Annotated in this window: 17 protein-coding genes; 11 read left to right on the top strand and 6 right to left on the bottom strand. The window is 65.5% G+C overall.

Features of this window, described 5'->3' with window-relative positions; genetic code table 11:
- The first annotated feature begins 241 nt into the window (after positions 1 to 241).
- From AC27VL_RS13820 to AC27VL_RS13800, 5 genes are all read left to right on the top strand, one after another.
- A complete protein-coding gene (locus tag AC27VL_RS13820; protein WP_488766957.1) occupies positions 242 to 2,506 on the top strand; it encodes a methyl-accepting chemotaxis protein in 2,265 nt (754 codons plus the stop codon).
- A 32-nt stretch (positions 2,507 to 2,538) separates the two neighbouring features.
- Complete coding sequence (locus tag AC27VL_RS13815; RefSeq protein ID WP_099818374.1) at positions 2,539 to 3,408, top strand: CheR family methyltransferase; 870 nt, start codon at positions 2,539 to 2,541, stop codon at positions 3,406 to 3,408.
- Positions 3,405 to 4,001 carry a chemoreceptor glutamine deamidase CheD gene (gene cheD, locus AC27VL_RS13810; RefSeq protein WP_025878962.1) on the top strand — a complete coding sequence of 199 codons (597 nt, stop codon included), beginning with the start codon at positions 3,405 to 3,407 and terminating at the stop codon, positions 3,999 to 4,001. Before AC27VL_RS13815 ends, cheD begins: the two co-directional genes overlap by 4 nt.
- Positions 3,998 to 5,071, top strand: coding sequence for a protein-glutamate methylesterase/protein-glutamine glutaminase (locus tag AC27VL_RS13805; RefSeq protein ID WP_100552458.1), 1,074 nt, complete (start codon positions 3,998 to 4,000; stop codon positions 5,069 to 5,071). The genes cheD and AC27VL_RS13805 overlap by 4 nt, the downstream gene beginning before the upstream one ends.
- A gap of 186 nt (positions 5,072 to 5,257) precedes the next feature.
- On the top strand, positions 5,258 to 5,629 hold the full coding sequence (locus AC27VL_RS13800; RefSeq protein WP_180166983.1) for a hypothetical protein: 372 nt from the start codon (positions 5,258 to 5,260) through the stop codon (positions 5,627 to 5,629).
- 92 nt (positions 5,630 to 5,721) lie between these two features.
- Here the strand turns inward: AC27VL_RS13800 and AC27VL_RS13795 are convergent, their stop codons facing one another.
- From AC27VL_RS13795 to AC27VL_RS13780, 4 genes are all read right to left on the bottom strand, one after another.
- Positions 5,722 to 6,213: a TonB family protein gene (locus tag AC27VL_RS13795; protein ID WP_488766954.1), complete on the bottom strand. Its 492-nt coding sequence runs from the start codon at positions 6,211 to 6,213 to the stop codon at positions 5,722 to 5,724.
- A gap of 121 nt (positions 6,214 to 6,334) precedes the next feature.
- Complete coding sequence (gene acnB, locus AC27VL_RS13790) at positions 6,335 to 8,926, bottom strand: bifunctional aconitate hydratase 2/2-methylisocitrate dehydratase (protein ID WP_488766952.1); 2,592 nt, start codon at positions 8,924 to 8,926, stop codon at positions 6,335 to 6,337.
- A gap of 41 nt (positions 8,927 to 8,967) precedes the next feature.
- Positions 8,968 to 9,369 (bottom strand): type II toxin-antitoxin system VapC family toxin, encoded by a 402-nt coding sequence (locus tag AC27VL_RS13785; protein WP_089240966.1) that lies wholly within the window; start codon positions 9,367 to 9,369, stop codon positions 8,968 to 8,970.
- 6 nt (positions 9,370 to 9,375) lie between these two features.
- Positions 9,376 to 9,600: an AbrB/MazE/SpoVT family DNA-binding domain-containing protein gene (locus AC27VL_RS13780; RefSeq protein WP_025878955.1), complete on the bottom strand. Its 225-nt coding sequence runs from the start codon at positions 9,598 to 9,600 to the stop codon at positions 9,376 to 9,378.
- A gap of 191 nt (positions 9,601 to 9,791) precedes the next feature.
- Here AC27VL_RS13780 and bamE point away from each other — a divergent pair, with 191 nt between their 5' ends.
- Both bamE and acnA read left to right on the top strand, forming a co-directional pair.
- A complete protein-coding gene (gene bamE / locus AC27VL_RS13775; RefSeq protein WP_488766950.1) occupies positions 9,792 to 10,172 on the top strand; it encodes an outer membrane protein assembly factor BamE domain-containing protein in 381 nt (126 codons plus the stop codon).
- Between the two features lie 257 nt (positions 10,173 to 10,429).
- Positions 10,430 to 13,183 (top strand): aconitate hydratase AcnA, encoded by a 2,754-nt coding sequence (gene acnA / locus AC27VL_RS13770; RefSeq protein ID WP_488766948.1) that lies wholly within the window; start codon positions 10,430 to 10,432, stop codon positions 13,181 to 13,183.
- A gap of 100 nt (positions 13,184 to 13,283) precedes the next feature.
- On the opposite strand, the gene AC27VL_RS13765 is transcribed toward acnA, so the two are convergent.
- Positions 13,284 to 13,727 carry a hypothetical protein gene (locus tag AC27VL_RS13765; RefSeq protein ID WP_223880084.1) on the bottom strand — a complete coding sequence of 148 codons (444 nt, stop codon included), beginning with the start codon at positions 13,725 to 13,727 and terminating at the stop codon, positions 13,284 to 13,286.
- Positions 13,728 to 13,819: 92 nt separating this feature from the next.
- Positions 13,820 to 15,370, bottom strand: a complete 1,551-nt coding sequence (locus AC27VL_RS13760) for a BCCT family transporter (protein ID WP_089240960.1) — start codon at positions 15,368 to 15,370, stop codon at positions 13,820 to 13,822.
- Between the two features lie 170 nt (positions 15,371 to 15,540).
- Between AC27VL_RS13760 and betI the strand changes: the two genes are divergently transcribed.
- The 4 genes from betI (at position 15,541) to AC27VL_RS13740 (ending at position 21,315) form a co-directional block, all read left to right on the top strand.
- Positions 15,541 to 16,131, top strand: coding sequence for a transcriptional regulator BetI (betI, locus tag AC27VL_RS13755; RefSeq protein ID WP_100465265.1), 591 nt, complete (start codon positions 15,541 to 15,543; stop codon positions 16,129 to 16,131).
- A 41-nt stretch (positions 16,132 to 16,172) separates the two neighbouring features.
- Positions 16,173 to 17,645 (top strand): betaine-aldehyde dehydrogenase, encoded by a 1,473-nt coding sequence (gene betB / locus AC27VL_RS13750; RefSeq protein ID WP_488766945.1) that lies wholly within the window; start codon positions 16,173 to 16,175, stop codon positions 17,643 to 17,645.
- Positions 17,646 to 17,746: 101 nt separating this feature from the next.
- On the top strand, positions 17,747 to 19,429 hold the full coding sequence (betA, locus tag AC27VL_RS13745) for a choline dehydrogenase (RefSeq protein ID WP_488766944.1): 1,683 nt from the start codon (positions 17,747 to 17,749) through the stop codon (positions 19,427 to 19,429).
- Positions 19,430 to 19,638: 209 nt separating this feature from the next.
- The gene (locus AC27VL_RS13740; RefSeq protein ID WP_089240952.1) at positions 19,639 to 21,315 is read left to right on the top strand and encodes a long-chain fatty acid--CoA ligase; all 1,677 of its coding nucleotides are present in this window, start codon (positions 19,639 to 19,641) and stop codon (positions 21,313 to 21,315) included.
- The last annotated feature ends 82 nt before the right edge of the window (positions 21,316 to 21,397 follow it).

The raw sequence follows: 21,397 nt of genomic DNA, 5'->3' as shown, positions 1-21,397 counted from the left end.
GTCCCGCCTGGCCGCCCCGACCCATCCCAGCACGTATCAACACAGAGTCATGAGCGCTGTTGCTGTTGCTGTTGCCCCAAAAGCCTGCCGCAGGCAGCGCCGCAGCCGCCGCTGCAAGAAAACCTGAATACGTTCGAACAGCCCACCTCAATCCCCCGCCCCCGCGGCCGATAACGGTCATGTCACCGCTGCTCCCGACCAGCACCGGCGCCTCCACCCACCACGACCCGGGTACTGCTCGATGAATCTCCTGCATCGCTGGCAACACTACTTCAGCAATCTCTCCGTCCGGCGCAAGCTCAATCTGCTCACGCTGCTGATCGCGCTGGGCGTGATCGCGCTCTCGGTGATCGCTGCCCGCATGCAGTACCTGGACCTGACCGATACCCGCAAGTCTTCGCTGAAGACCCAGGTCGAACTGAGCTACGGCATCCTCGACCACTACCACCGCCTCGCCGGAACCGGTGAACTCAGCGAAGAGGCTGCAAAGGCCGCCGCGCTGCAGGCGCTGGAGGTCATGCGCGCGCACAACGATACCTACTACTACAACATCTACGACACCGGCTATCACGTGCTCATGCACCCGTTCCGCAAGGATCTGGTGGGCAAGGACATGAAGGATTTCCGTACCGGCGATGGCATCCGCATCTACTACGACCAGATCGAAGCGGCCAAGGCCGGCGGCGGCTTCGTCGCCTATCGCTGGGCCAAGCCCGGCGAGAAGGGCGAGGTCGAAAAGGTCGCCTATGCCGGCCTGTTCAAGCCCTGGAACTGGGTGGTCAGCAGCGGCGTCTACATGGATGACGTGCAGCAGCAGGCACTGGTCTTCACTGCCATCATGACCCTGGCCGGCGGCGTACTGGTGCTGATCGTGCTGGCGTTGAGCTGGGTCATCGGCAACCGCATCGCGCGACCGCTGAAGCAGGCCACCGCCGTCGCCGAAGGCATTGCCGGCGGCAAGCTGGACAGCCACATCGGCCCGCAGCCGCATGACGAACCCGGTCGCCTGCTCGAAGCGATGTCACGCATGCAGCAGCAGCTGCACGCAGTCATCAGCGGCCAGCGTGAGATGGCACGCCGTCACGATGAAGGTGAACTCAGCTACCGCATCGACGCCAGCGCCTTCCCCGGCGAGTACGGGCTGATGGTGCAGGAAACCAATGTCCTGGTCGGCAGCCACGTGCAGACCCTGCACGATGTACTGAACGTGGTGCAGCAGTACGCCGTCGGCGACCTCAGCGGCGACATCGCCCGCTACCCAGGCGAAAAGGCGGCGATGACCACCACCGTCGACACGGTCAAGGCCAACCTCGGCCGCATCAATGCCGAGATCAAGCAGCTGGCCAGTGCTGCAGCCGCGGGTGACTTCAGCCAGCGCGGCGACGCACAGCGCTTCGATCACGATTTCCGCACCATGCTGGAAAACCTCAACGCCATGATGGCGGTCAGTGATGACAACCTCGGCAAGCTCTCGCAGCTGCTGTCGTCCATCGCCGACGGCGACTTGACCGCCCGCATGCACGGTGACTACCAGGGCGTGTTCGCGCGCATGCGTGACGATGCCAACGCCACGGTCAGCCAGCTGACCCAGATCGTTGGCCAGATCCAGCTCAGTGCTTCCAGCATCACTTTGTCGGCCGGCGAAATCGCCTCCGGTAACAGCGACCTGTCGCGTCGCACCGAACAGCAGGCGGCCAACCTGGAAGAAACCGCCGCGTCGATGGAGGAACTGACCTCCACCGTGCGCCAGAACGCCGAACACGCGCGCCAGGCCAACCAGCTTGCCATCGGTGCGCACGGCGTGGCCTCGCAGGGCGGCAGCGTCGTTGGTCAGGTGGTCACCACCATGTCGGCCATCGAAGCGTCCTCGAAGAAGATCGCCGAGATCATTTCGGTCATCGATGGCATCGCCTTCCAGACCAACATCCTCGCACTGAACGCTGCGGTCGAGGCCGCCCGTGCCGGCGAACAGGGCCGTGGCTTCGCCGTGGTCGCCAGCGAAGTACGTACCCTCGCCCAGCGCTCGGCCGCCGCCGCCAAGGAGATCAAGGCCCTGATCGACGAATCGGTCGGCAAGGTCGCCGAAGGCTCCAGCCTGGTCCACCAGGCCGGCAGCACCATGGGCGAGATCGTCGCCTCGGTGCAGCGCGTCACCGACATCATGGCCGAGATTTCCGCCGCCTCGCAGGAACAGTCGGCCGGCATCGAGCAGGTCAACCAGACCGTGGTGCAGATGGACGAAACCACCCAGCAGAACGCCGCGCTGGTGGAAGAAGCCACTGCTGCAGCGCGGGCGATGGAGGAACAGGCCGCGCAGCTGGCCGACGCCGTGGCGATCTTCCGCCTCGACAACCAGGTTGCCGTCGCAGTGAAGGCGGTGACCGCCAAGGTCGCGCCGAAGGCCGCCAGTCCTGCGCCTTCGCGGCCGTTGTCGACGCCCGCACCGATCCGCCGTACCCACTCCAGCGCCGTCGTCTCCAACGACGGCGACTGGCAGGAATTCTGATCCTCGCGGCGGCTGCGGCCGCCGCCCCGCCGATGGACACGTCACCCGTGCAGAGCCCTACCCCCATCGTCAGCGGTACGCGCGAATTCGAGTTCGCCGACCGTGATTTCCGCCGCGTCTGCGACCTGATCTACCAGCGCGTGGGCATCGCCCTCGCCCCAGCCAAGCGCGACATGGTGTACGGACGCCTGTCGCGTCGGCTGCGCACGCTGGGCATGCGCAGTTTCCAGCAGTACCTGGATCACCTGGAACAGGGCGATGGTGACGAGTGGCAGGCATTCACCAATGCGCTGACCACCAATCTCACCGCGTTCTTCCGCGAGCCGCACCATTTCGACAAGCTGCGCGAGGAGCTGCAGCAGCGCAACGGCCGCGGCCCGCTGCTGCTGTGGTCGTGCGCCGCCTCCACCGGTGAAGAGCCCTACTCGATGGCGATCACCGCCTGCGAAGCGTTCGGCACTCTGAAGCCACCGGTGCGCATTGTCGCCACCGACGTCGATACCCAGGTCCTGGCCACCGCCGGGCGCGGTGTCTACAACATCGACCGTGTTGCTGGCCTCGATCCAGACCTGCGTCGCCGCTACTTCCAGCGTGGCAGCGGTCCCAACGAAGGCCAGTGCCGCGTGCTGCCGGCGCTGCGCGAGCTGATCGAGTTCCGCCCATTGAACCTGCTGGCACCGCGCTATGACGTCGGCGGTCCGTTCGACGCACTGTTCTGCCGCAACGTGATGATCTACTTCGACAAGCCGACCCAGCGCGCGATTCTTGGCCGCCTGGTCAACCACCTGGCCGACGACGGCCTGCTCTACACCGGCCACTCGGAGAACTACCTGCACGCCGCCGATCTGATCCAGCCCTGCGGCCGTACCCTGTACCGGCGCGCGCAGGGAGCCAGCGCATGAATGCTTCGCTGCGCACCGATGATGTGATGCGCTACCAGGACGCACGCTTCAAGACCATCGCCGCCAAGCTGCTGCCGACCCAGTACCTGGTGGTGGATGACACCACTGCGCTGACCACGACCCTCGGCTCCTGCGTGGCGGCATGCCTGCGCGACCCGGTGCTGAAGATCGGCGGCATGAACCACTTCCTGCTGCCCGAGGGCAACGCCGGCGACGGCGCGCCCGCACGCTATGGCAGCTATGCGATGGAACTGCTGATCAACGACATGCTCAAGCGCGGCGCCCACCGCAAGCGCATCGAGGCGAAGGTGTTCGGCGGTGCCAACGTGCTGAAGGGCTTCACCAGCAATCCGGTAGGCACGCGCAACGCCGAGTTCGTGCGTCAGTACCTGCAGGCCGAGCACATCCCGATCCTCGCCGAAGACCTGTGCGGCATCCACCCGCGCAAGATCTGGTTCTTCGCCGATACCGGCCGCGTCGTCGTGCAACGCCTGCCGCATGCACACGAAGCCGAAGTGGCCGCGACCGAATCGGCCGTGCGCGCACGCCTGTCCAAGGCCCCGGTCACCGGTGGCGTGGAGCTGTTCGAATGACCCTGACCGGCAACGCCCCCTGCCGGGTCCTGATCGTCGACGATTCTGCCGTCGTGCGGCAGATGCTCACCGAAATCCTGTCCAGCGATCCGGCCATCGATGTAGTCGGTACTGCCGCCGACCCGCTGCTGGCCCGCGAGAAGATCAAACGCCTGGCTCCGGACGTGATCACCCTGGACGTGGAAATGCCACGCATGGATGGCCTGGCGTTCCTGGAAAACCTGATGCGCCTGCACCCGCTGCCGGTGGTGATGATCTCTTCGCTGACCGAACGCGGTGCCGATACCACCCTGCAGGCGCTGGGGCTGGGCGCGGTGGACTTCGTCTCCAAGCCCAAGCTTGATGTAGCCCGCGGCCTGCAGGCCTATGCCGATGAAATCATCGCCAAGGTGAAGATGGCTGCGCGCTCACGGGTACGCCCGCTGGTGCGCGTGGCTGCACCGAAACTCACGCTGGACGCCGCCCCTGCCGTGCGTCCGGCAGCAACGCAGTTCCGCACCACCGACCGTCTGATCGCCATCGGCTCGTCGGCCGGTGGTACCGAAGCACTGCGTGTGGTGCTGGAAGGCATGCCCGCCGACGGCCCCGCAGTGGTGATGACCCAGCACCTGCCCGCCAGTTTCAGCACCGCCTTCGCCGAGCGTCTGGACCGCCATTCGGCGATGGCCGTACGCGAAGCCAGCGATGGCGAAGCGGTGCTGCCCGGCCACGCGTACCTGCCGCCCGGCGGCAAGCACCTGCGGATCATCCGCGACGGTGCGCGCTGGCGCTGTCGGGTCGACGACGGTCCGGCGGTAAACCGGCACAAGCCGGCGGTGGACGTGCTGTTCCGTTCGGTGGCGCAGGCCGCAGGTGGCAATGCCATCGGCGCCATCCTCACCGGCATGGGCGATGACGGCGCACGCGGCCTGCTGGAAATGCGCCAGGCCGGCGCCCCGACGCTGGTGCAGGACGAGGCCACCAGCGTGGTCTGGGGCATGCCCGGCGCAGCGTTCAAACTTGGCGCGGCCGAGGAACAGGTACCGCTGGAGCGCATTGCCGAGCGTTTGCTGGCGCTGGCACGCGGCTGATGGGACGGCTGTAGAGCCGAGCCCATGCTCGGCTGCTTTTCGGGCCCCGCTCCGGCAAGCCGAGCATGGGCTAGGCTCTGCCGGCCATCACGCAACAAAAAACTTCGGCATTCACCGGGGTTCTTCGGTTCAACGGGCTGCCCGCATCTGTGCTTTGATAGCCGTATTGCACAAGGAATGCTGCGCATGATCACAGGGATATGGAAGGCCGTGCTGGCGGCCACACTGCTGTCACTGCCACTGGCACCCGCCGTCGCCAGTGGTGATCTGTTCTACTTCCAGGCCAAGCAGGGTGATGTGTTCTTCATGCTGATGCTGGTGGGGCGCGAAGACCCCGGCGCGGTGAGCGTCAGCTGGAAAGGCGCGTCGATCCCGAAGTACCCGAACGTTCATCGCCGCTACTACATCGAATTCGACCGCGCAAAGCGCCAGGCCTACGTGCGTCCGCTTAGCCGTGATGGACTGCCCTGGTTCGAGATGGACGTCTCCGGCGGCCGGGGCAATGTGCTCTTTGCCGGGAAGCGCCTTCAAGGCACTGCCGACTGGACCATCCAGTAGCAGACAACCCTCGGAATGCGCCCATGGTTCTCCGCTTCAACTGCCTGCCGGGCAATGCCCGGCACCGCCACATCACGCAGTCGCAGTCGCAGTTACGGTCCCGACACCGTGATCCGCACCTTTCCGCGCACCGGTACGCCATCCCTGCTGGCGGCGTTGTAGCTCCATCGATACGCCGCATCCACGGCCGCCGCATCCAGCGCCGCCGATCCACTGCCGCGCGCGATCTCCACAGCATACGGGCGGCCCTGCTCGTCCACGTCCACCAGCAGCGTGGCCGCACCAACTCCGCGCTCGAGTGGCTGATGGTTCTCAAGCTGCACGGGATGCTGCCGCTGCGAGTCGGCATCAACCGAGGCGTAGGTTTCCACCTTTTCGGCTGTCTCAGACCTTGACGCGTTGGCCCGGGCGATCTCCAGGAACTGTTCCTGCAGCAGGAACACCCTGTGTTCGTCAGCGCTCATCCGCGTATCGGCAGACGCTTCATCGGCCCGCACGTCCTGCTGCGCGATCGCAGCCGGTGCCATCGCCCAGCCCGCCATCATCGCTGCCAGCGCTACGCAATGTCGTCGATCCGCCAACATCCATGTCCTCCTGAAAAAGCAGGTCGAAGTCTAACGCGCAGCCAGCGCCGCTGGCGCCCACAAAAAAACCCCCGGCTTTCACCGGGGGTTCTTCGTTTACATCATCAACCGATCAGCAGGATCAGGCAGCGACCGTGTTGGCCACGTCCTGGTATTCCTCGATCTGGTCAAAGTTCATGTAGCGGTAGATCTCCGCGCCGCTGGCGGCGATCACGCCCACATCGGCCATGTACTCTTCCTTGGTCGGAATGCGGCCCAGGCGCGAGCAGATCGCGGCCAGTTCCGCCGAACCCAGGTACACGTTGGTGTTGCGGCCCAGACGGTTCGGGAAGTTGCGGGTCGAGGTCGACATCGCGGTGGAGCCTTCGCGGATCTGCGCCTGGTTGCCCATGCACAGCGAGCAGCCCGGCATTTCCATGCGTGCGCCGGTGGCGCCGAAGGTGCCGTACACGCCTTCCTTGGTCAGCTCGGACGCATCCATCTTGGTCGGCGGGGCCACCCACAGGCGGGTCGGCAGGTCGCGCTTGCCTTCCAGCAGCTTCGCAGCGGCACGGAAGTGACCGATGTTGGTCATGCACGAACCGATGAACACTTCGTCGATCTTCGCACCCGCGACTTCGGACAGGGTCTTCACGTCGTCCGGGTCGTTCGGGCAGGCCACGATCGGCTCGCGGATGTCGGCCAGGTCGATCTCGATGACGGCGGCGTACTCGGCGTCGGCATCCGGCTCCAGCAGCTCCGGGTTGGCCAGCCACGCTTCCATCTTCTCGATGCGACGCTGCAGCGAACGCGGATCCTGGTAACCCTCGGCGATCATCCACTTCAGCAGCGTGATGTTGCTGGTCAGGTACTCGATGATCGGTTCCTTGTTCAGGCGCACCGAGCAACCGGCAGCCGAACGCTCGGCCGAGGCATCGGACAGTTCGAATGCCTGTTCGACCTTCAGTTCCGGCAGGCCTTCGATCTCCAGGATGCGACCGGAGAAGATGTTCTTCTTGCCAGCCTTGGCCACGGTCAGCAGGCCCGACTTGATCGCGTACAGCGGGATCGCGTTGACCAGGTCACGCAGGGTCACGCCCGGCTGCATCTTGCCCTTGAAACGCACCAGCACCGACTCCGGCATGTCCAGCGGCATGACGCCGGTGGCGGCGGCGAAGGCGACCAGGCCCGAACCGGCCGGGAACGAAATGCCCACCGGAAAACGGGTGTGCGAGTCACCACCGGTGCCGACGGTGTCCGGCAGCAGCATGCGGTTGAGCCAGCTGTGGATCACGCCGTCGCCCGGACGCAGCGAGATGCCACCACGGGTGGAGATGAATTCCGGCAGGGTGTGGTGGGTCTTGACGTCCACCGGCTTCGGGTAGGCCGCGGTGTGGCAGAACGACTGCATCACCAGGTCGGCCGAGAAGCCCAGGCAGGCCAGGTCCTTCAGCTCGTCGCGGGTCATCGGGCCGGTGGTGTCCTGCGAGCCCACCGAGGTCATCTTCGGTTCGCAGTAGGTACCCGGGCGCATGCCCTGCCCTTCGGCCAGGCCACAGGCACGGCCGACCATCTTCTGTGCCAGCGAGAAGCCCTTGCCGGTATCGGCCGGCTGCACCGGCAGGCGGAACAGGTCGGTCGGGGCCAGGCCCAGCGCTTCACGCGCCTTGCCGGTCAGGCCACGGCCGATGATCAGCGGAATGCGGCCACCGGCACGCACTTCGTCGAACAGTACTTCGGACTTGACCTGGAACTCGGCGATCACTTCGCCGTTCTTCAGCGCCTTGCCGTCGTACGGACGCAGCTCGACCACATCGCCGTGCTCCATCTTCGACACGTCCAGCTCGATCGGCAGCGCGCCGGCATCTTCCATGGTGTTGTAGAAGATCGGTGCGATCTTCGAACCCAGGCAGACGCCACCGGCGCGCTTGTTCGGGATGTACGGAATGTCATCGCCGGTCCACCACAGCACGCTGTTGGTGGCCGACTTGCGCGAAGAACCGGTGCCGACCACGTCGCCGACATAGGCCACCAGGTGGCCCTTGTCCTTCAGCGACAGGATCTGCTGGATCGGGCCACGCTTGCCGTCTTCTTCCGGGGTGAACGCTGCATCGTCACGCTTGTTCTTCAGCATCGCCAGGGCGTGCATCGGAATGTCCGGGCGGGTGGTCGCGTCCGGTGCCGGCGACAGGTCGTCGGTGTTGGTTTCGCCCGGCACCTTGAACACGGTGACGGTCAGGCTCTGCGGCACTTCCGGGTTGCTGGTGAACCACTCGGCATCGGCCCAGCTCTGCATCACGGACTGGGCGTTGGCGTTGCCGGCCTTGGCCTTTTCCTGCACGTCGTGGAAGGCGTCGAACACCAGCAGGGTCTTCTTCAGCGCGTCGGCAGCGATGGCGCCGACGCTGGCGTCGTCCAGCAGCTGCACCAGCGGCGCGACGTTGTAACCGCCCAGCATGGTGCCCAGCAGTTCGGTGGCGCGCTCGCGGCTGATCAGCGGGTTCTGCTCGCTGCCCAGTGCGATCGCGGCCAGGTACGAGGCCTTGACCTTGGCTGCGTCATCGACGCCGGCCGGCACGCGGTGGGTCAGCAGGTCGAGCAGGAACTCGGCCTCGCCCTGCGGCGGGTTCTTCAGCAGTTCGATGACATCGGCCGTCTGCTGCGCGGTCAGCGGCAGGGGCGGGATGCCAAGCGCAGCGCGCTCGGCGACGTGGTGGCGGTAGGCTTCCAACATGACAACTCCCGGGTAATGCGTGAGGTGAATAAAAAGTGGGCTCAGGCTTGCGGCACGATCAGCTTCAGGCCCTTGAAGTAGTCGCGATAAAACGTGTCGTTCCAGGTGATCAGGCCATCGCACTGCAGCAGGGCGTGGGCACCGATCATGAATTCGTCCAGGCCACGGCGCTGGCCGCTGCCGCGCTGGCGATGGCGGCGGTGCATTTCACCGGCGCGCAGTGCCGATTTGGCTTCCAGCGCGTTGAAGTGCACGCCCATTTCTTCCAGCGCTTCCAGTACCTCGGCACCGCCGCGCAGGGCGGCGCAGATCTCGGCCAGGGTGGCGCCGCAGACCACCACGCGGCCGCCGACCAGGCTCTGCCGCAGGCAGGCTTCCACCGCATCGGCCTGCGGGCCGTTGCTGAGCAGTTCGACCAGCACCGGTGAATCGACGGCGATCATCACCGCTTACTCCTCGTCGCGCAGGTCGCGCACGGCCGCGTCGGCCGATTCGAAGCCGTCCAGCGAGAACTTGCCGCGGGCGCGGGAGATCGCATCGTCCACGCTCTTGCGCAGGATGATCCGGCTGCCTTCCAGCTCCACCTTCAGCAAGGTGCCCTTGGTCAGGCCCAGCGCATCACGCACTGCCTTGGGCAGGGTGATCTGTCCGCGTTCAGCAACGGTGGCTTCCATGGGGTACGCCTCAAAAAGTATGTATGAATTATACATACCCGTCGCATCCGGAACAAACCACCTGATATGTGACCTTCATCCCGCGTCAGTCGCATCCGGGGGTTAGACTCCCTCGGCAGCCCTGCTGCGCTCCGGCTGGACGCCCTCGGCGCTCCTACCGCACCTATCCGCTCCATAAATAAGGAAGTTTCATGCGCGCTCTCACTCTTGCCCTGATGCTGGCTGCCCCGTTGGCCCTGTCGGTCCCGGCGGCCCACGCCTTCAACCCGTTCGGTGCCTACGTAACCGGCACCGAGATCACCCCGGCGCAGATGGACGCGGCGGAGATCGGCAAGACCACCCAGAAGCAGGTCAGCGAGGCCTTTGGTGCACCCAATCGCCGCGAGCAGCTGGGCGACACCCAGGTCTGGTACTACGACTTCACCAAGATCAAGAGCTTCGGCAAGAACATCAACGAATCGACCGTCTTCGAATTCAACAAGGCCGGCGTGCTGACCGCCAAGTCCAAGAGCAACGGCACCGGTGGCGCCAAGACCGGCAACCCGCTGCTGGATGCCGCCAACGGCAAGTAACTCCCGCAGCCGATGCATTCCCGGACGGGGCGCCCATGAGCGCCCCGTCTGCGTGCGGGCCGGCGCAAAAACGATGGGTACGCTGACACGAAGGCTACACACATCGCTGTAACCTTGCGTTCCAAGCCTGCCGGGTCATTGCCGGGCGCTGGATCGCCGATACTGGGCAGGATCCGGGGCCGGAGTGCCACCGGCAAACGCAAGCAGGCCCGCCCATGCGGGCCACTGCAAGCCATCCGCAAGAGGAGTCATCCCGCATGAGCGATTCGTTCTCCACCCGCAGCCAGCTGGACGTCGGCGGCAAGACCTACGACTACTTCAGCCTGCCCAAGCTGGGCCAGCGCTTCGACATCTCCCACCTGCCCTACTCGATGAAGATCCTGCTGGAGAATCTGCTCCGGCACGAGGATGGCGGCGTCACCGTCGGCAAGGATCACATCGAAGCCGTCGCCCGCTGGCAGCCCAGCGCAGAGCCCGACACCGAAATCGCCTTCATGCCCGCACGCGTGGTGCTGCAGGACTTCACCGGCGTGCCCTGCGTGGTCGACCTGGCCGCGATGCGCGATGCGGTGGTCAAGCTGGGCGGTCGCCCGGAACAGATCAATCCGCTGATCCCCTCCGAACTGGTCATCGACCACTCGGTGCAGGTGGATGTGTTCGGCAAGCCCGACGCACTGGACCTCAACGGCAAGATCGAGTTCCAGCGCAACCAGGAACGCTACGGCTTCCTGCGCTGGGGCCAGAAGGCCTTCGACAACTTCAAGGTGGTGCCGCCCAACACCGGCATCGTCCACCAGGTCAACCTGGAAAACCTGGCCCGCGTGGTGATGACCGCGGACAAGGACGGCAAGGCCATCGCCTACCCCGACACCGTGTTCGGCACCGACAGCCACACCACGATGATCAACGGCATCGGCGTGCTCGGCTGGGGCGTGGGCGGCATCGAGGCCGAGGCGGCCATGCTCGGCCAGCCCTCGTCGATGCTGATTCCGCAGGTGGTCGGCTTCAAGCTGACCGGCAAGCTGCCCGAAGGCGCCACCGCCACCGACCTGGTTCTGACCGTCACCCAGATGCTGCGCAAGCTCGGCGTGGTCGGCAAGTTCGTCGAGTTCTATGGCGACGGCCTGCAGCACCTGCCACTGGCCGATCGCGCGACCATCGGCAACATGGCCCCGGAATACGGCGCCACCTGCGGCATCTTCCCGATCGACAACGAATCGCTGACCTACCTGCGCCTGTCCGGCCGCAGCGAAGAGCAGATCGCCCTGGTTGAAGCCTATGCCAAGGCGCAGGGCCTGTGGCACGACGCCAACAGCCCGCATGCGCAGTACAGCACCACGCTGGAACTGGACATGGGCACGGTCAAGCCCTCGCTGGCCGGCCCCAAGCGCCCGCAGGACCGCGTGCTTCTGGAAGACGTGCAGAAGAACTACCGCGACGCCCTGGTCGGCATGACCGCCAACCGCGACAAGCGCAGCGAGGATGTCTCCACCTTCGTCAATGAAGGCGGCGGCGCCGCCGTGGGCAACGAGCAGTTGGCCAAGGGCTACGCCGACATCGAGATGGACGGCAGGAAGGTGCGGCTGAAGGATGGCGCGGTGGTCATCGCCGCCATCACCTCGTGCACCAACACCTCCAACCCGGCGGTGATGATCGGCGCCGGCCTGCTGGCCCGCAACGCGGCCGCCAAGGGCCTGGACCGCAAGCCGTGGGTCAAGACCTCGCTCGGCCCAGGCTCGCGTGTGGTCACCGACTATCTGGAAAAGGCCGGTGTACTCACCGAGCTGGAAAAGATCGGCTTCTATGTGGTCGGCTATGGCTGCACCACCTGCATCGGCAACTCCGGCCCGCTGCCGACCGAAGTCAGCGCCGGCATCGCCAGTGGTGATCTGGTGGTGACCTCGGTGCTGTCGGGCAATCGCAACTTCGAGGGCCGCGTGCACCCCGAAGTGAAGATGAACTACCTGGCCAGCCCGCCGCTGGTGGTGGCCTACGCCATCGCCGGCACCACCGACATCGACCTGACCACCGAGCCGCTGGGCACCGGCAGCGATGGCCAGCCGGTGTACCTGCGCGACATCTGGCCGAGCAACAAGGAAATCGGCGACGTCATCGCCGCTACCGTCGGCCCGGAGATGTTCAAGCAGAACTACGCAGACGTGTTCAAGGGCGATACCCGCTGGAACACCATCGCCTCGCCGGACGGTGATCTGTACGAATGGAGCGATGCGTCCACCTACATCAAGAACCCGCCGTACTTCGACGGCATGACCATGCAGGTCGGCAGCATCGACGACGTGCACGGCGCGCGCGTGATGGGCCTGTTCGGCGATTCGATCACCACTGACCACATCTCCCCCGCCGGCAACATCAAGAAGGATTCGCCGGCGGGCCGCTTCCTGCAGGAACGCGGCGTGCAGCCGGCCGACTTCAACAGCTACGGCAGCCGCCGCGGCAACGATGACGTGATGGTCCGAGGCACCTTCGCCAACATCCGCATCAAGAACCTGATGTTCGGTGGCGAAGAAGGCGGCAACACCCTGTACTACCCGGCCAACGGCGGCCAGCCGGAAAAGCTGGCGATCTACGACGCGGCGATGAAGTACAAGGCCGACAAGGTGCCGCTGGTGGTGCTGGCCGGCAAGGAATACGGCACCGGCTCCTCACGCGACTGGGCAGCCAAGGGCACCCTGCTGCTGGGTGTGAAGGCGGTCATCGCCGAGAGCTTCGAACGCATCCATCGTTCGAACCTGGTCGGCATGGGCGTGCTGCCGCTGCAGTTCCGCAACGGCGAAAACGCACAGTCGCTGGGCCTGGATGGTTCGGAAGTGATCGATGTCACCGGCCTGCAGGATGGCGCCAGCAAGCGCGCCACGGTCACCGCGACCAAGGCTGATGGCACGAAGAAGACCTTCGAAGCCTCGGTGATGCTGCTGACCCCGAAGGAAGTGGAGTACTTCCGCCACGGCGGCCTGCTGCAGTACGTACTGCGCCAGCTGGCTGCGCGTTGATCGATCGCACTGCATAGGTAGAGCCAGGCCATGCCTGGCTGCTGTCAGCGGAAAGACGAAAGGGCCGGATCCTCGCAGATCCGGCCCTTTGCTTTACACGTTATGGGCGCACAGCAAACAGATGCCACGCGGTCCGCTGCGGGGGCCCATGCGCATCCAGAAAGCCCAGCCCCTCTTCCCACAGCGTGTGCCCGTCGGCCGCATCGACATTGATGACCTGCACCACCATCACACCTCCCGCATGCGGGGTGTCCTCCATGCGGTAGCAGACCGCCCCCTGGCCATTGCGATACAGGTTGAACTGGAATCCCGACGGGCACTGCACGCCGGTCACCTGATAGCCGCTGACCACTCCACTGTCCATGGTATTCATGTGGATCGAGTAGAGCGCCAGCCCGCCCGCATGCGGAGCCAGCTGCAGGCGCACCGGCGCGGTTTCACCCAGCACCAGCACCGGGAAATCCAGCTGCACAGGAGGGGCGGCCACCGCCGCCGGCAGGCAGCAAAGGGAGAAAATCAGGGAAACAACCAGGGTACGGACCATCGCGCGACTCCTTCAGAAGCATGTCGAGCGATGATTGCAGTCGGCAGGTACGGCTGTCTTTCAGAGAACGACGAAATCCTCATCACCCACCCTTATCGCCGCGGTGCATCCGGGTCGGTACGCAGCGCCTTCAACAGGCCCCACATATAGAACGCCAGGATGAACGAGAACGGCAGGCCGCACAGCACCACCGCTGTCTGCATCGCGCTGAAGTTGCCGGCCAGCAGCAGGCCGACGCTGGCCACGGTGATGCCCGCCGCCCAGAACACGCGCAGCCAGATCGGCGCGTCATGCCCATCCTCCACGCCATCGTCGACACGCCGGGTGCACAGGTTGGCGATCATCAGCGTGCCCGAATCGACCGGGGTCAGGAACAACACGAAACCGATCACCACCGCCGCGCCGGCGATGTACGGCGCTGCAGGCAGATACTCCAGCAGCTTGAACAGGGTCATCGCCGCATCATGCTGGGCCACTTCGCCCAGTGCTGCCTGGCCGTGGTTCAGCACCAGGTCGATGGCGGTGTTGCCGAAGATCGACAGCCACGCCAGGGTGAAGCCGAGCGGGATCAGCAGCACGCCCATGATCACTTCACGAATGGTGCGGCCACGCGAGATGCGCGCCACGAACAGGCCCACGAACGGCGCCCAGGCAATCCACCACGCCCAGTAGAACAGCGTCCACGAGCCCATCCACTCACGCCCCTTCGGGTCATTGAGGTACATGTCGAAGCTCTTGCGCACGAATGCGCCCAGATAGTCGCCGGTGTTCTGCACCAGGCCGTCGAACAGATGCAGGGTCGGCCCGGTCACCAGCACGAACAGCAGCAGCAGGCACAGCAGGCGCACGTTGAGGTTGGACAACCAGGCGATGCCCTTCTCCACACCGGCAACGACGCCGATGGTGGCCACGACCATCATCACCAGCACGATCGCCACCAGCACCTGCGGCGTATCCGGGATGTGGAACAGGTAGACCAGGCCGGACTGCACCACCAGCGCACCAATGCCGAGGTTGGTGACCATCGAGATCAGCGTCGCCAGGATGCCGAAGCCATCGACCATGTCACCGATGCGGCCATGGATGCGCTCGCCGAAGATCGGGTACAGCGCCGAACGCAGCGCCAGCGGCAGGTTGCGGCGATAGGCGAAATAGCCCAGCGCCACGCCGACCAGCGCGTACAGCGCCCAACCGTGCAGGCCCCAGTGCAGGAAGGTCAGCACCATCGCTTCGCGGCCGGCCGCAACGGTTCCGCCGGGCTGCCCGGGCGGGTTGAGGAAATGGTCCAGCGGCTCGTAGGCGCCGTAGTACAGCAGCGCGATGCCGATGCCAGCCGAGAACAGCATCGACACCCAGGCCACGTAGCCGAAGGCGGGCGATTCCTCGTTATGGCCCAGGCGGATGCGGCCATACGGCGAGAACGCCAGCCACAGCACGAAACCCAGGCAGGCCACGATCAACAGCATGTACCACCAGCCGAACGCCGCCGAGACCTCGGCCTGCGCCCATTGCAGCCAGTGCTCGCTGGCCTGCGGGAAGAACACGGTCAACGCACCGAGGATGCCGATGGAGACCGACGAACTGAAGAACACGAAACGGTTCAAGCGCAGGGGCGAGCGCTTGGGATGAGCCAGGGAAGACATGGGGTCGTCTCATCAGTCCAGGGGGGCACATGGGCGGGGCCGGACCGGAAACCGGGCCCATGGCGTGGGGGCGCGCCCGGCATCGTAGGGTTTATTGATTGAACGTTCAATCAATAAAAAGTATGATCTTCACCAGCCCGGCATCCCGGGTCGCAATCCGTGGAGAGACAATGCCGAAGAAAGGCGTGGAACCGGTCCGCCGCGAGCAGTTGATCCGGGCCACTTTCCAGACCATCGACGAGATCGGCATGGCCGATGCCACCGTCGCCACCATCGCAAAGAAGGCCGGCCTGTCCAGCGGCATCGTCGCCCACTACTTCGGCGACAAGGACGGCCTGCTCAATGCCGCGATGCGGCAGATCCTGCGCGAGCTGAAGGCCGCCGTCGCCCGCTATCGCGACGCCGCGCCGGATGACGCACGTTCACAGCTTCGCGCCATCGTCGATGGCAACTTCGACGACAGCCAGACCAACGGGACCGCCATGCGTGTATGGCTGACGTTCTGGGCCGCGAGCATGCACCAGCCGGAACTGACCCGGCTGCAGCGCGCCAACGACCAGCGACTGTTCTCCAACCTCTGTCACCAGTTCAACCGCCAGCTGCCGCATGCGCAGGCACGCCTGTCCGCACGCGGACTGGCCGCGATGATCGACGGCCTGTGGCTGCGCGGCAGCCTGGTCGGCGGTGACTTCAACGCCGACAAGGCACGCCGCATCGCCTACGGCTACATCGATTTCCAATTGCAGGCCAACGCGCCCTGAGCGCGCCAGCAACCCGCCCCACCCCTTCCAGGAGCAAGCCGATGACCACCCTGCCCGTGCAACAGCTCTACATCCACGGCCGCCGCATCGATGCCACCAGTGGCAAGACCTTCCAGACCATCAACCCGGCCACTGGCCAGGTGCTGGCCGACGTGCAGATCGCCAGCAAGGCCGATGTCGAGCGCGCGGTTGAAAGCGCGAGCGAAGGCCAGAAGGTGTGGGCAGCGATGACCGCGATGGAGCGCTCGCGCATCCTGCGCCGCGCCGTCGAGATCCTGCGTGAGCGCAATGACGAGCTGGCCCACCTGGAAACCCTGGATACCGGCAAGGCGCTGACCGAAACCACCACGGTGGACATCGTCACCGGCGCCGACGTGCTGGAGTACTACGCTGGCCTGGCCACCGCCATCGAAGGCATCCAGCTGCCGCTGCGCGAATCGAGCTTCTTCTATACCCGCCGAGAGCCGCTGGGCGTGGTCGCCGGCATCGGCGCCTGGAACTACCCGATCCAGATCGCCATGTGGAAGTCGGCCCCGGCCCTGGCCGCCGGCAACGCGATGGTGTTCAAGCCCTCCGAAGTGACCCCGCTGACCGCGATCAAGCTCGCCGAGATCTACACCGAAGCCGGCGTGCCGGACGGCGTGTTCAACGTCGTGCAGGGCCCTGGCCGCGAGATCGGCAACTGGCTGACCGAGCACCCGGTGATCGAGAAGATCTCCTTCACCGGCGGCGTTGCCACCGGCAAGAAGGTCATGGCCAGCGCCGCGTCGTCTTCGTTGAAGGAAGTGACGATGGAACTGGGCGGCAAGTCGCCGCTGGTGATCTGTGACGACGCCGACCTGGACCGCGCCGCCGACATCGCAGTGATGGCCAACTTCTTCAGCTCCGGCCAGGTCTGCACCAACGGCACCCGCGTGTTCGTGCCGCGCAGCATGCTGGCCGCGTTCGAGGCCGCCGTGGTCGAGCGCGTCAAGCGCATCCGCATCGGCGACCCGATGGCCGCCGAGACCAACTTCGGCCCGCTGACCAGCTTCCCGCACATGGAAAACGTGCTGCGCTTCATCGAAAGCGGCAAGAGCGAAGGCGCGCGCCTGCTGACCGGCGGCGGTCGTGCCACCGACGGCGCCCTGGCCGAGGGCGCCTATGTGCTGCCGACGGTGTTCTCCGACTGCCGCGATGACATGACCATTGTCCGCGAAGAAATCTTCGGGCCGGTGATGAGCATCCTCGCCTACGACGACGAGGACGAAGTGGTGCGTCGCGCCAACGACACCACCTTCGGCCTGGCCGCAGGCGTGGTCAGCAAGGACATCAGCCGCGCACATCGCATCATCCATCGCCTGGAAGCCGGCATCTGCTGGATCAACACCTGGGGCGAGTCGCCGGCCGAAATGCCGGTGGGTGGTTACAAGCAGTCCGGCGTCGGCCGCGAGAACGGCATCTCCACCCTCGGCCACTACACCCGCATCAAGTCGGTGCAGGTCGAACTGGGCGACTACGCCAGCGTGTTCTGACCGGCGCGCCCTGAGCACCGCCCATCGTCCGGCCACCGCGCCGATCCGACATTCCGCCGGGACGCCTGCATGCAGCGCGCCCGGCCTGCAGGAGAGCAACCATGAGCACCCATAACGAGTACGACTACATCATCATCGGCGCCGGTTCGGCCGGCAACGTGCTGGCCACCCGCCTCACCGAAGATGCCGACGTCAGCGTGCTGCTGCTGGAAGCCGGTGGCCCGGACTACCGGCTCGACTTCCGTACCCAGATGCCGGCCGCGCTGGCCTTCCCGCTGCAGGGCAAGCGCTACAACTGGGCGTACAAGACCGATCCCGAGCCCTTCATGAACAACCGCCGGATGGATTGCGGTCGTGGCAAGGGCCTGGGCGGTTCGTCGCTGATCAACGGCATGTGCTACATCCGCGGCAACGCGATGGACTACGACAACTGGGCCGGCATGCCGGGCCTGGAAGACTGGACCTACCTGGACTGCCTGCCGTACTTCCGCAAGGCCGAAACCCGCGACATCGGCGCCAATGACTACCACGGCGGTGACGGCCCGCTGCGCGTCACCACGCCCAAGGCCGGCAACAACGAACTGTTCGCGGCGATGGTCGAGGCCGGCGTGCAGGCCGGTTACCCGCGCACCGACGATCTCAACGGCTACCAGCAGGAAGGCTTCGGTCCGATGGACCGCACGGTCACGCCGAAGGGCCGTCGCTCCAGCACCGCGCGTGGCTACCTGGACCTGGCCAAGCCGCGCCCGAACCTGACCATCGTCACCCACGCGCTGACCGACCGCATCCTGTTCTCGGGCAAGCGCGCCGTGGGCGTGCAGTGGCTGCACAACGAGCAGCCGCAGCGCGCCACCGCGCGCCGCGAAGTGTTGCTGTGCGGCGGCGCCATCGCCTCGCCGCAGATCCTGCAGCGCTCCGGCGTCGGCCCGGCCGACCTGCTGCGCAGCCTGGACATCGACCTGGTGCACCCCCTGCCCGGCGTTGGCGCCAACCTGCAGGATCATCTGGAAATGTACCTGCAGTACGAGTGCAAGAAGCCGGTCTCGCTGGCCCCGGCACTGAAGCTGTACAACCAGCCGGCAATCGGCGCCGAATGGCTGTTCCTGGGCACCGGCATCGGCGCCAGCAACCAGTTCGAGGCGGGTGGTTTCATCCGCAGCGATGCCGAGTTCGACTGGCCCAACCTGCAGTACCACTTCCTGCCGGTGGCGATCAATTACAACGGCTCCAACCCGATCAAGGCGCACAGCTTCCAGATGCATGTCGGCTCGATGCGCTCGCCCAGCCGCGGCCGCATCCACGTGCGCTCGAAGGATCCGCGCGAAGATCCCAGCATCCTGTTCAACTACATGTCGCACGATCAGGACTGGCGCGAATTCCGCTCGGCGATCCGGATCACCCGCGAGATCTTCGCGCAGCCGGCGCTGGCACCGTACAGCGGTCGCGAGATCTCGCCGGGCAGCGCGCTGCAGACCGATGCGCAGATCGATGCGTTCGTGCGCGAGCATGCCGAGACCGCCTACCACCCGTCCTGCTCGAACAAGATGGGCCACGCCGATGATCCGATGGCGGTGGTCGACGGCCAGGGTCGCGTGCATGGCCTGGAAGGCCTGCGCATCGTCGATGCCTCGATCATGCCGCAGGTGGTCACCGGCAACCTCAACGCGCCGACCATCATGATCGCCGAGAAGCTGGCGGATGTGATCCGTGGCCGCACCCCGCTGCCGCGCAGCACTGCGGCGTACTACAAGGCCAACGGCGCGCCGGTGCGCAGCCACGGCTGACGCGGCTACTCCGCCGGGCATGGCCCGGCGCTACCGGCACCTCTTCCCCCAATCGGTAGCGCCGGGCCATGCCCGGCGTCTTTTGCCGCATCCAGCCGCCACGCGGCAGGCCTCTTCGCGTTTTCCCTACGGGACGGTATGCTGCGGAGAGCGGTTCTGGCGGATACTGTCCGCGCCGCACCCATCATTACGTTTCCTGGAGGGGGAATATGAGTCTGGATCGTCCCTGGCTGCAGAGCTATCCGAAAGGCGTTCCCGCCGAGATCGACGTCAACGAGTTCCATTCGGTAGTTTCGGTCTTCGACGCCTCCGTCGCGAAGTACCGCGACCGACCGGCCTACTCCAGTTTCGGCAAGACCCTCACCTACGGTGAGACCGATGCCCTGGTCGAGCAGTTCGCCGCTTACCTGCTGGGCGAGCTGAAGCTCAAGAAGGGCGACCGCGTCGCCCTGATGATGCCCAACTGCCTGCAGTACCCGGTGGCGACCTTCGGCGTGCTGCGTGCCGGCCTGACCGTGGTCAACGTCAACCCGCTGTACACCGCGCGCGAGCTGAAGCATCAGCTGGTCGACGCCGGGGTGGCCGCGATCGTGGTGGTGGACAACTTCGGCGACACCGTCGAACAGGTCATCGCCGATACGCCGGTCAAGCATGTGGTCACCACCGGCCTGGGCGACCTGCTCGGCACCAAGGGCGTGATCGTCAACTTCGTGCTCAAGTACATCAAGAAGATGGTGCCCAACTACCATCTGAAGGGCGCGGTGCGCTTCAAGCAGGCGCTCAAGCTGGGCAGCCGCCACACGCTGCCGAAGGTCGAGATCGACCACGACGACGTGGCGTTCCTGCAGTACACCGGCGGCACCACCGGTGTGGCCAAGGGCGCGATGCTGACCAACCGCAACCTGATCGCCAACATGCAGCAGGCCTCGGCCTGGATCAGCGCATCGGGCATCGAGATGGGCAAGGAATGGATCATCACCGCCCTGCCCCTGTACCACATCTTCGCGTTGACGGCGAACGGCCTGGTCTTCATGAAGTTCGGTGGCTGCAACCACCTCATCACCAACCCGCGTGACATGAAGGGCTTCGTCAAGGAGCTCAAGTCGGTGCGCTTCACCGCGATCACCGGCGTCAACACGTTGTTCAACGGCCTGCTCAACACCCCCGGCTTCGACACCGTCGATTTCTCCTCGCTGAAGGTGACCCTGGGCGGCGGCATGGCCGTGCAGCGTGCGGTCGCCGAGCGCTGGAAGAAGACCACCGGCGTCACCCTGGTCGAGGCCTACGGCCTGACCGAGACCTCGCCGGCCGCCTGCATCAACCCGCTTACCCTGGCCGAGTACAACGGCTCGATCGGCCTGCCGATTCCGTCCACCGATGCCTGCATCAAGGACGACAACGGCAACATCCTGGCGCTGGGTGAAGTGGGCGAACTGTGCATCCGCGGCCCGCAGGTGATGAAGGGCTACTGGCAGCGCCCGGAGGAAACCGCCAAGGCCATCGACGCCGACGACTGGCTGCACACCGGCGACATGGCGAAGATGGACGAGCACGGCTTCTTCTACATCGTCGACCGCAAGAAGGACATGATCCTGGTGTCCGGCTTCAACGTGTACCCGAATGAAGTCGAAGACGTGATCGCGATGATGCCGGGCGTGCTGGAAGTGGCCGCAGTGGGCGTACCGGACGAGAAGTCCGGCGAGGTGGTCAAGGTGGTCATCGTCAAGAAGGACCCGAACCTGACCGCCGAGATGGTCAAGGAACACGCCCGGGCCAACCTGACCGGCTACAAGCACCCCAGAATCGTTGAATTCCGAAAAGAGCTGCCGAAGACCAACGTCGGCAAGATCCTGCGTCGCGAACTCCGCGATACGCCCGCCCCGTAAGGGTTTGCGGAAAGTTGAACGCGCTCAGGCCCGGGTCGGCAACGACCCGGGCCTTTTCGCGTGCGTGGGCCCGGGGCCGGTG

The organism is Stenotrophomonas sp. 14P6.2.3 (assembly GCF_057799055.1).
Note: the sequence above shows the minus strand (reverse complement) of the source record. Positions and strands in the feature narration are given on the sequence as shown.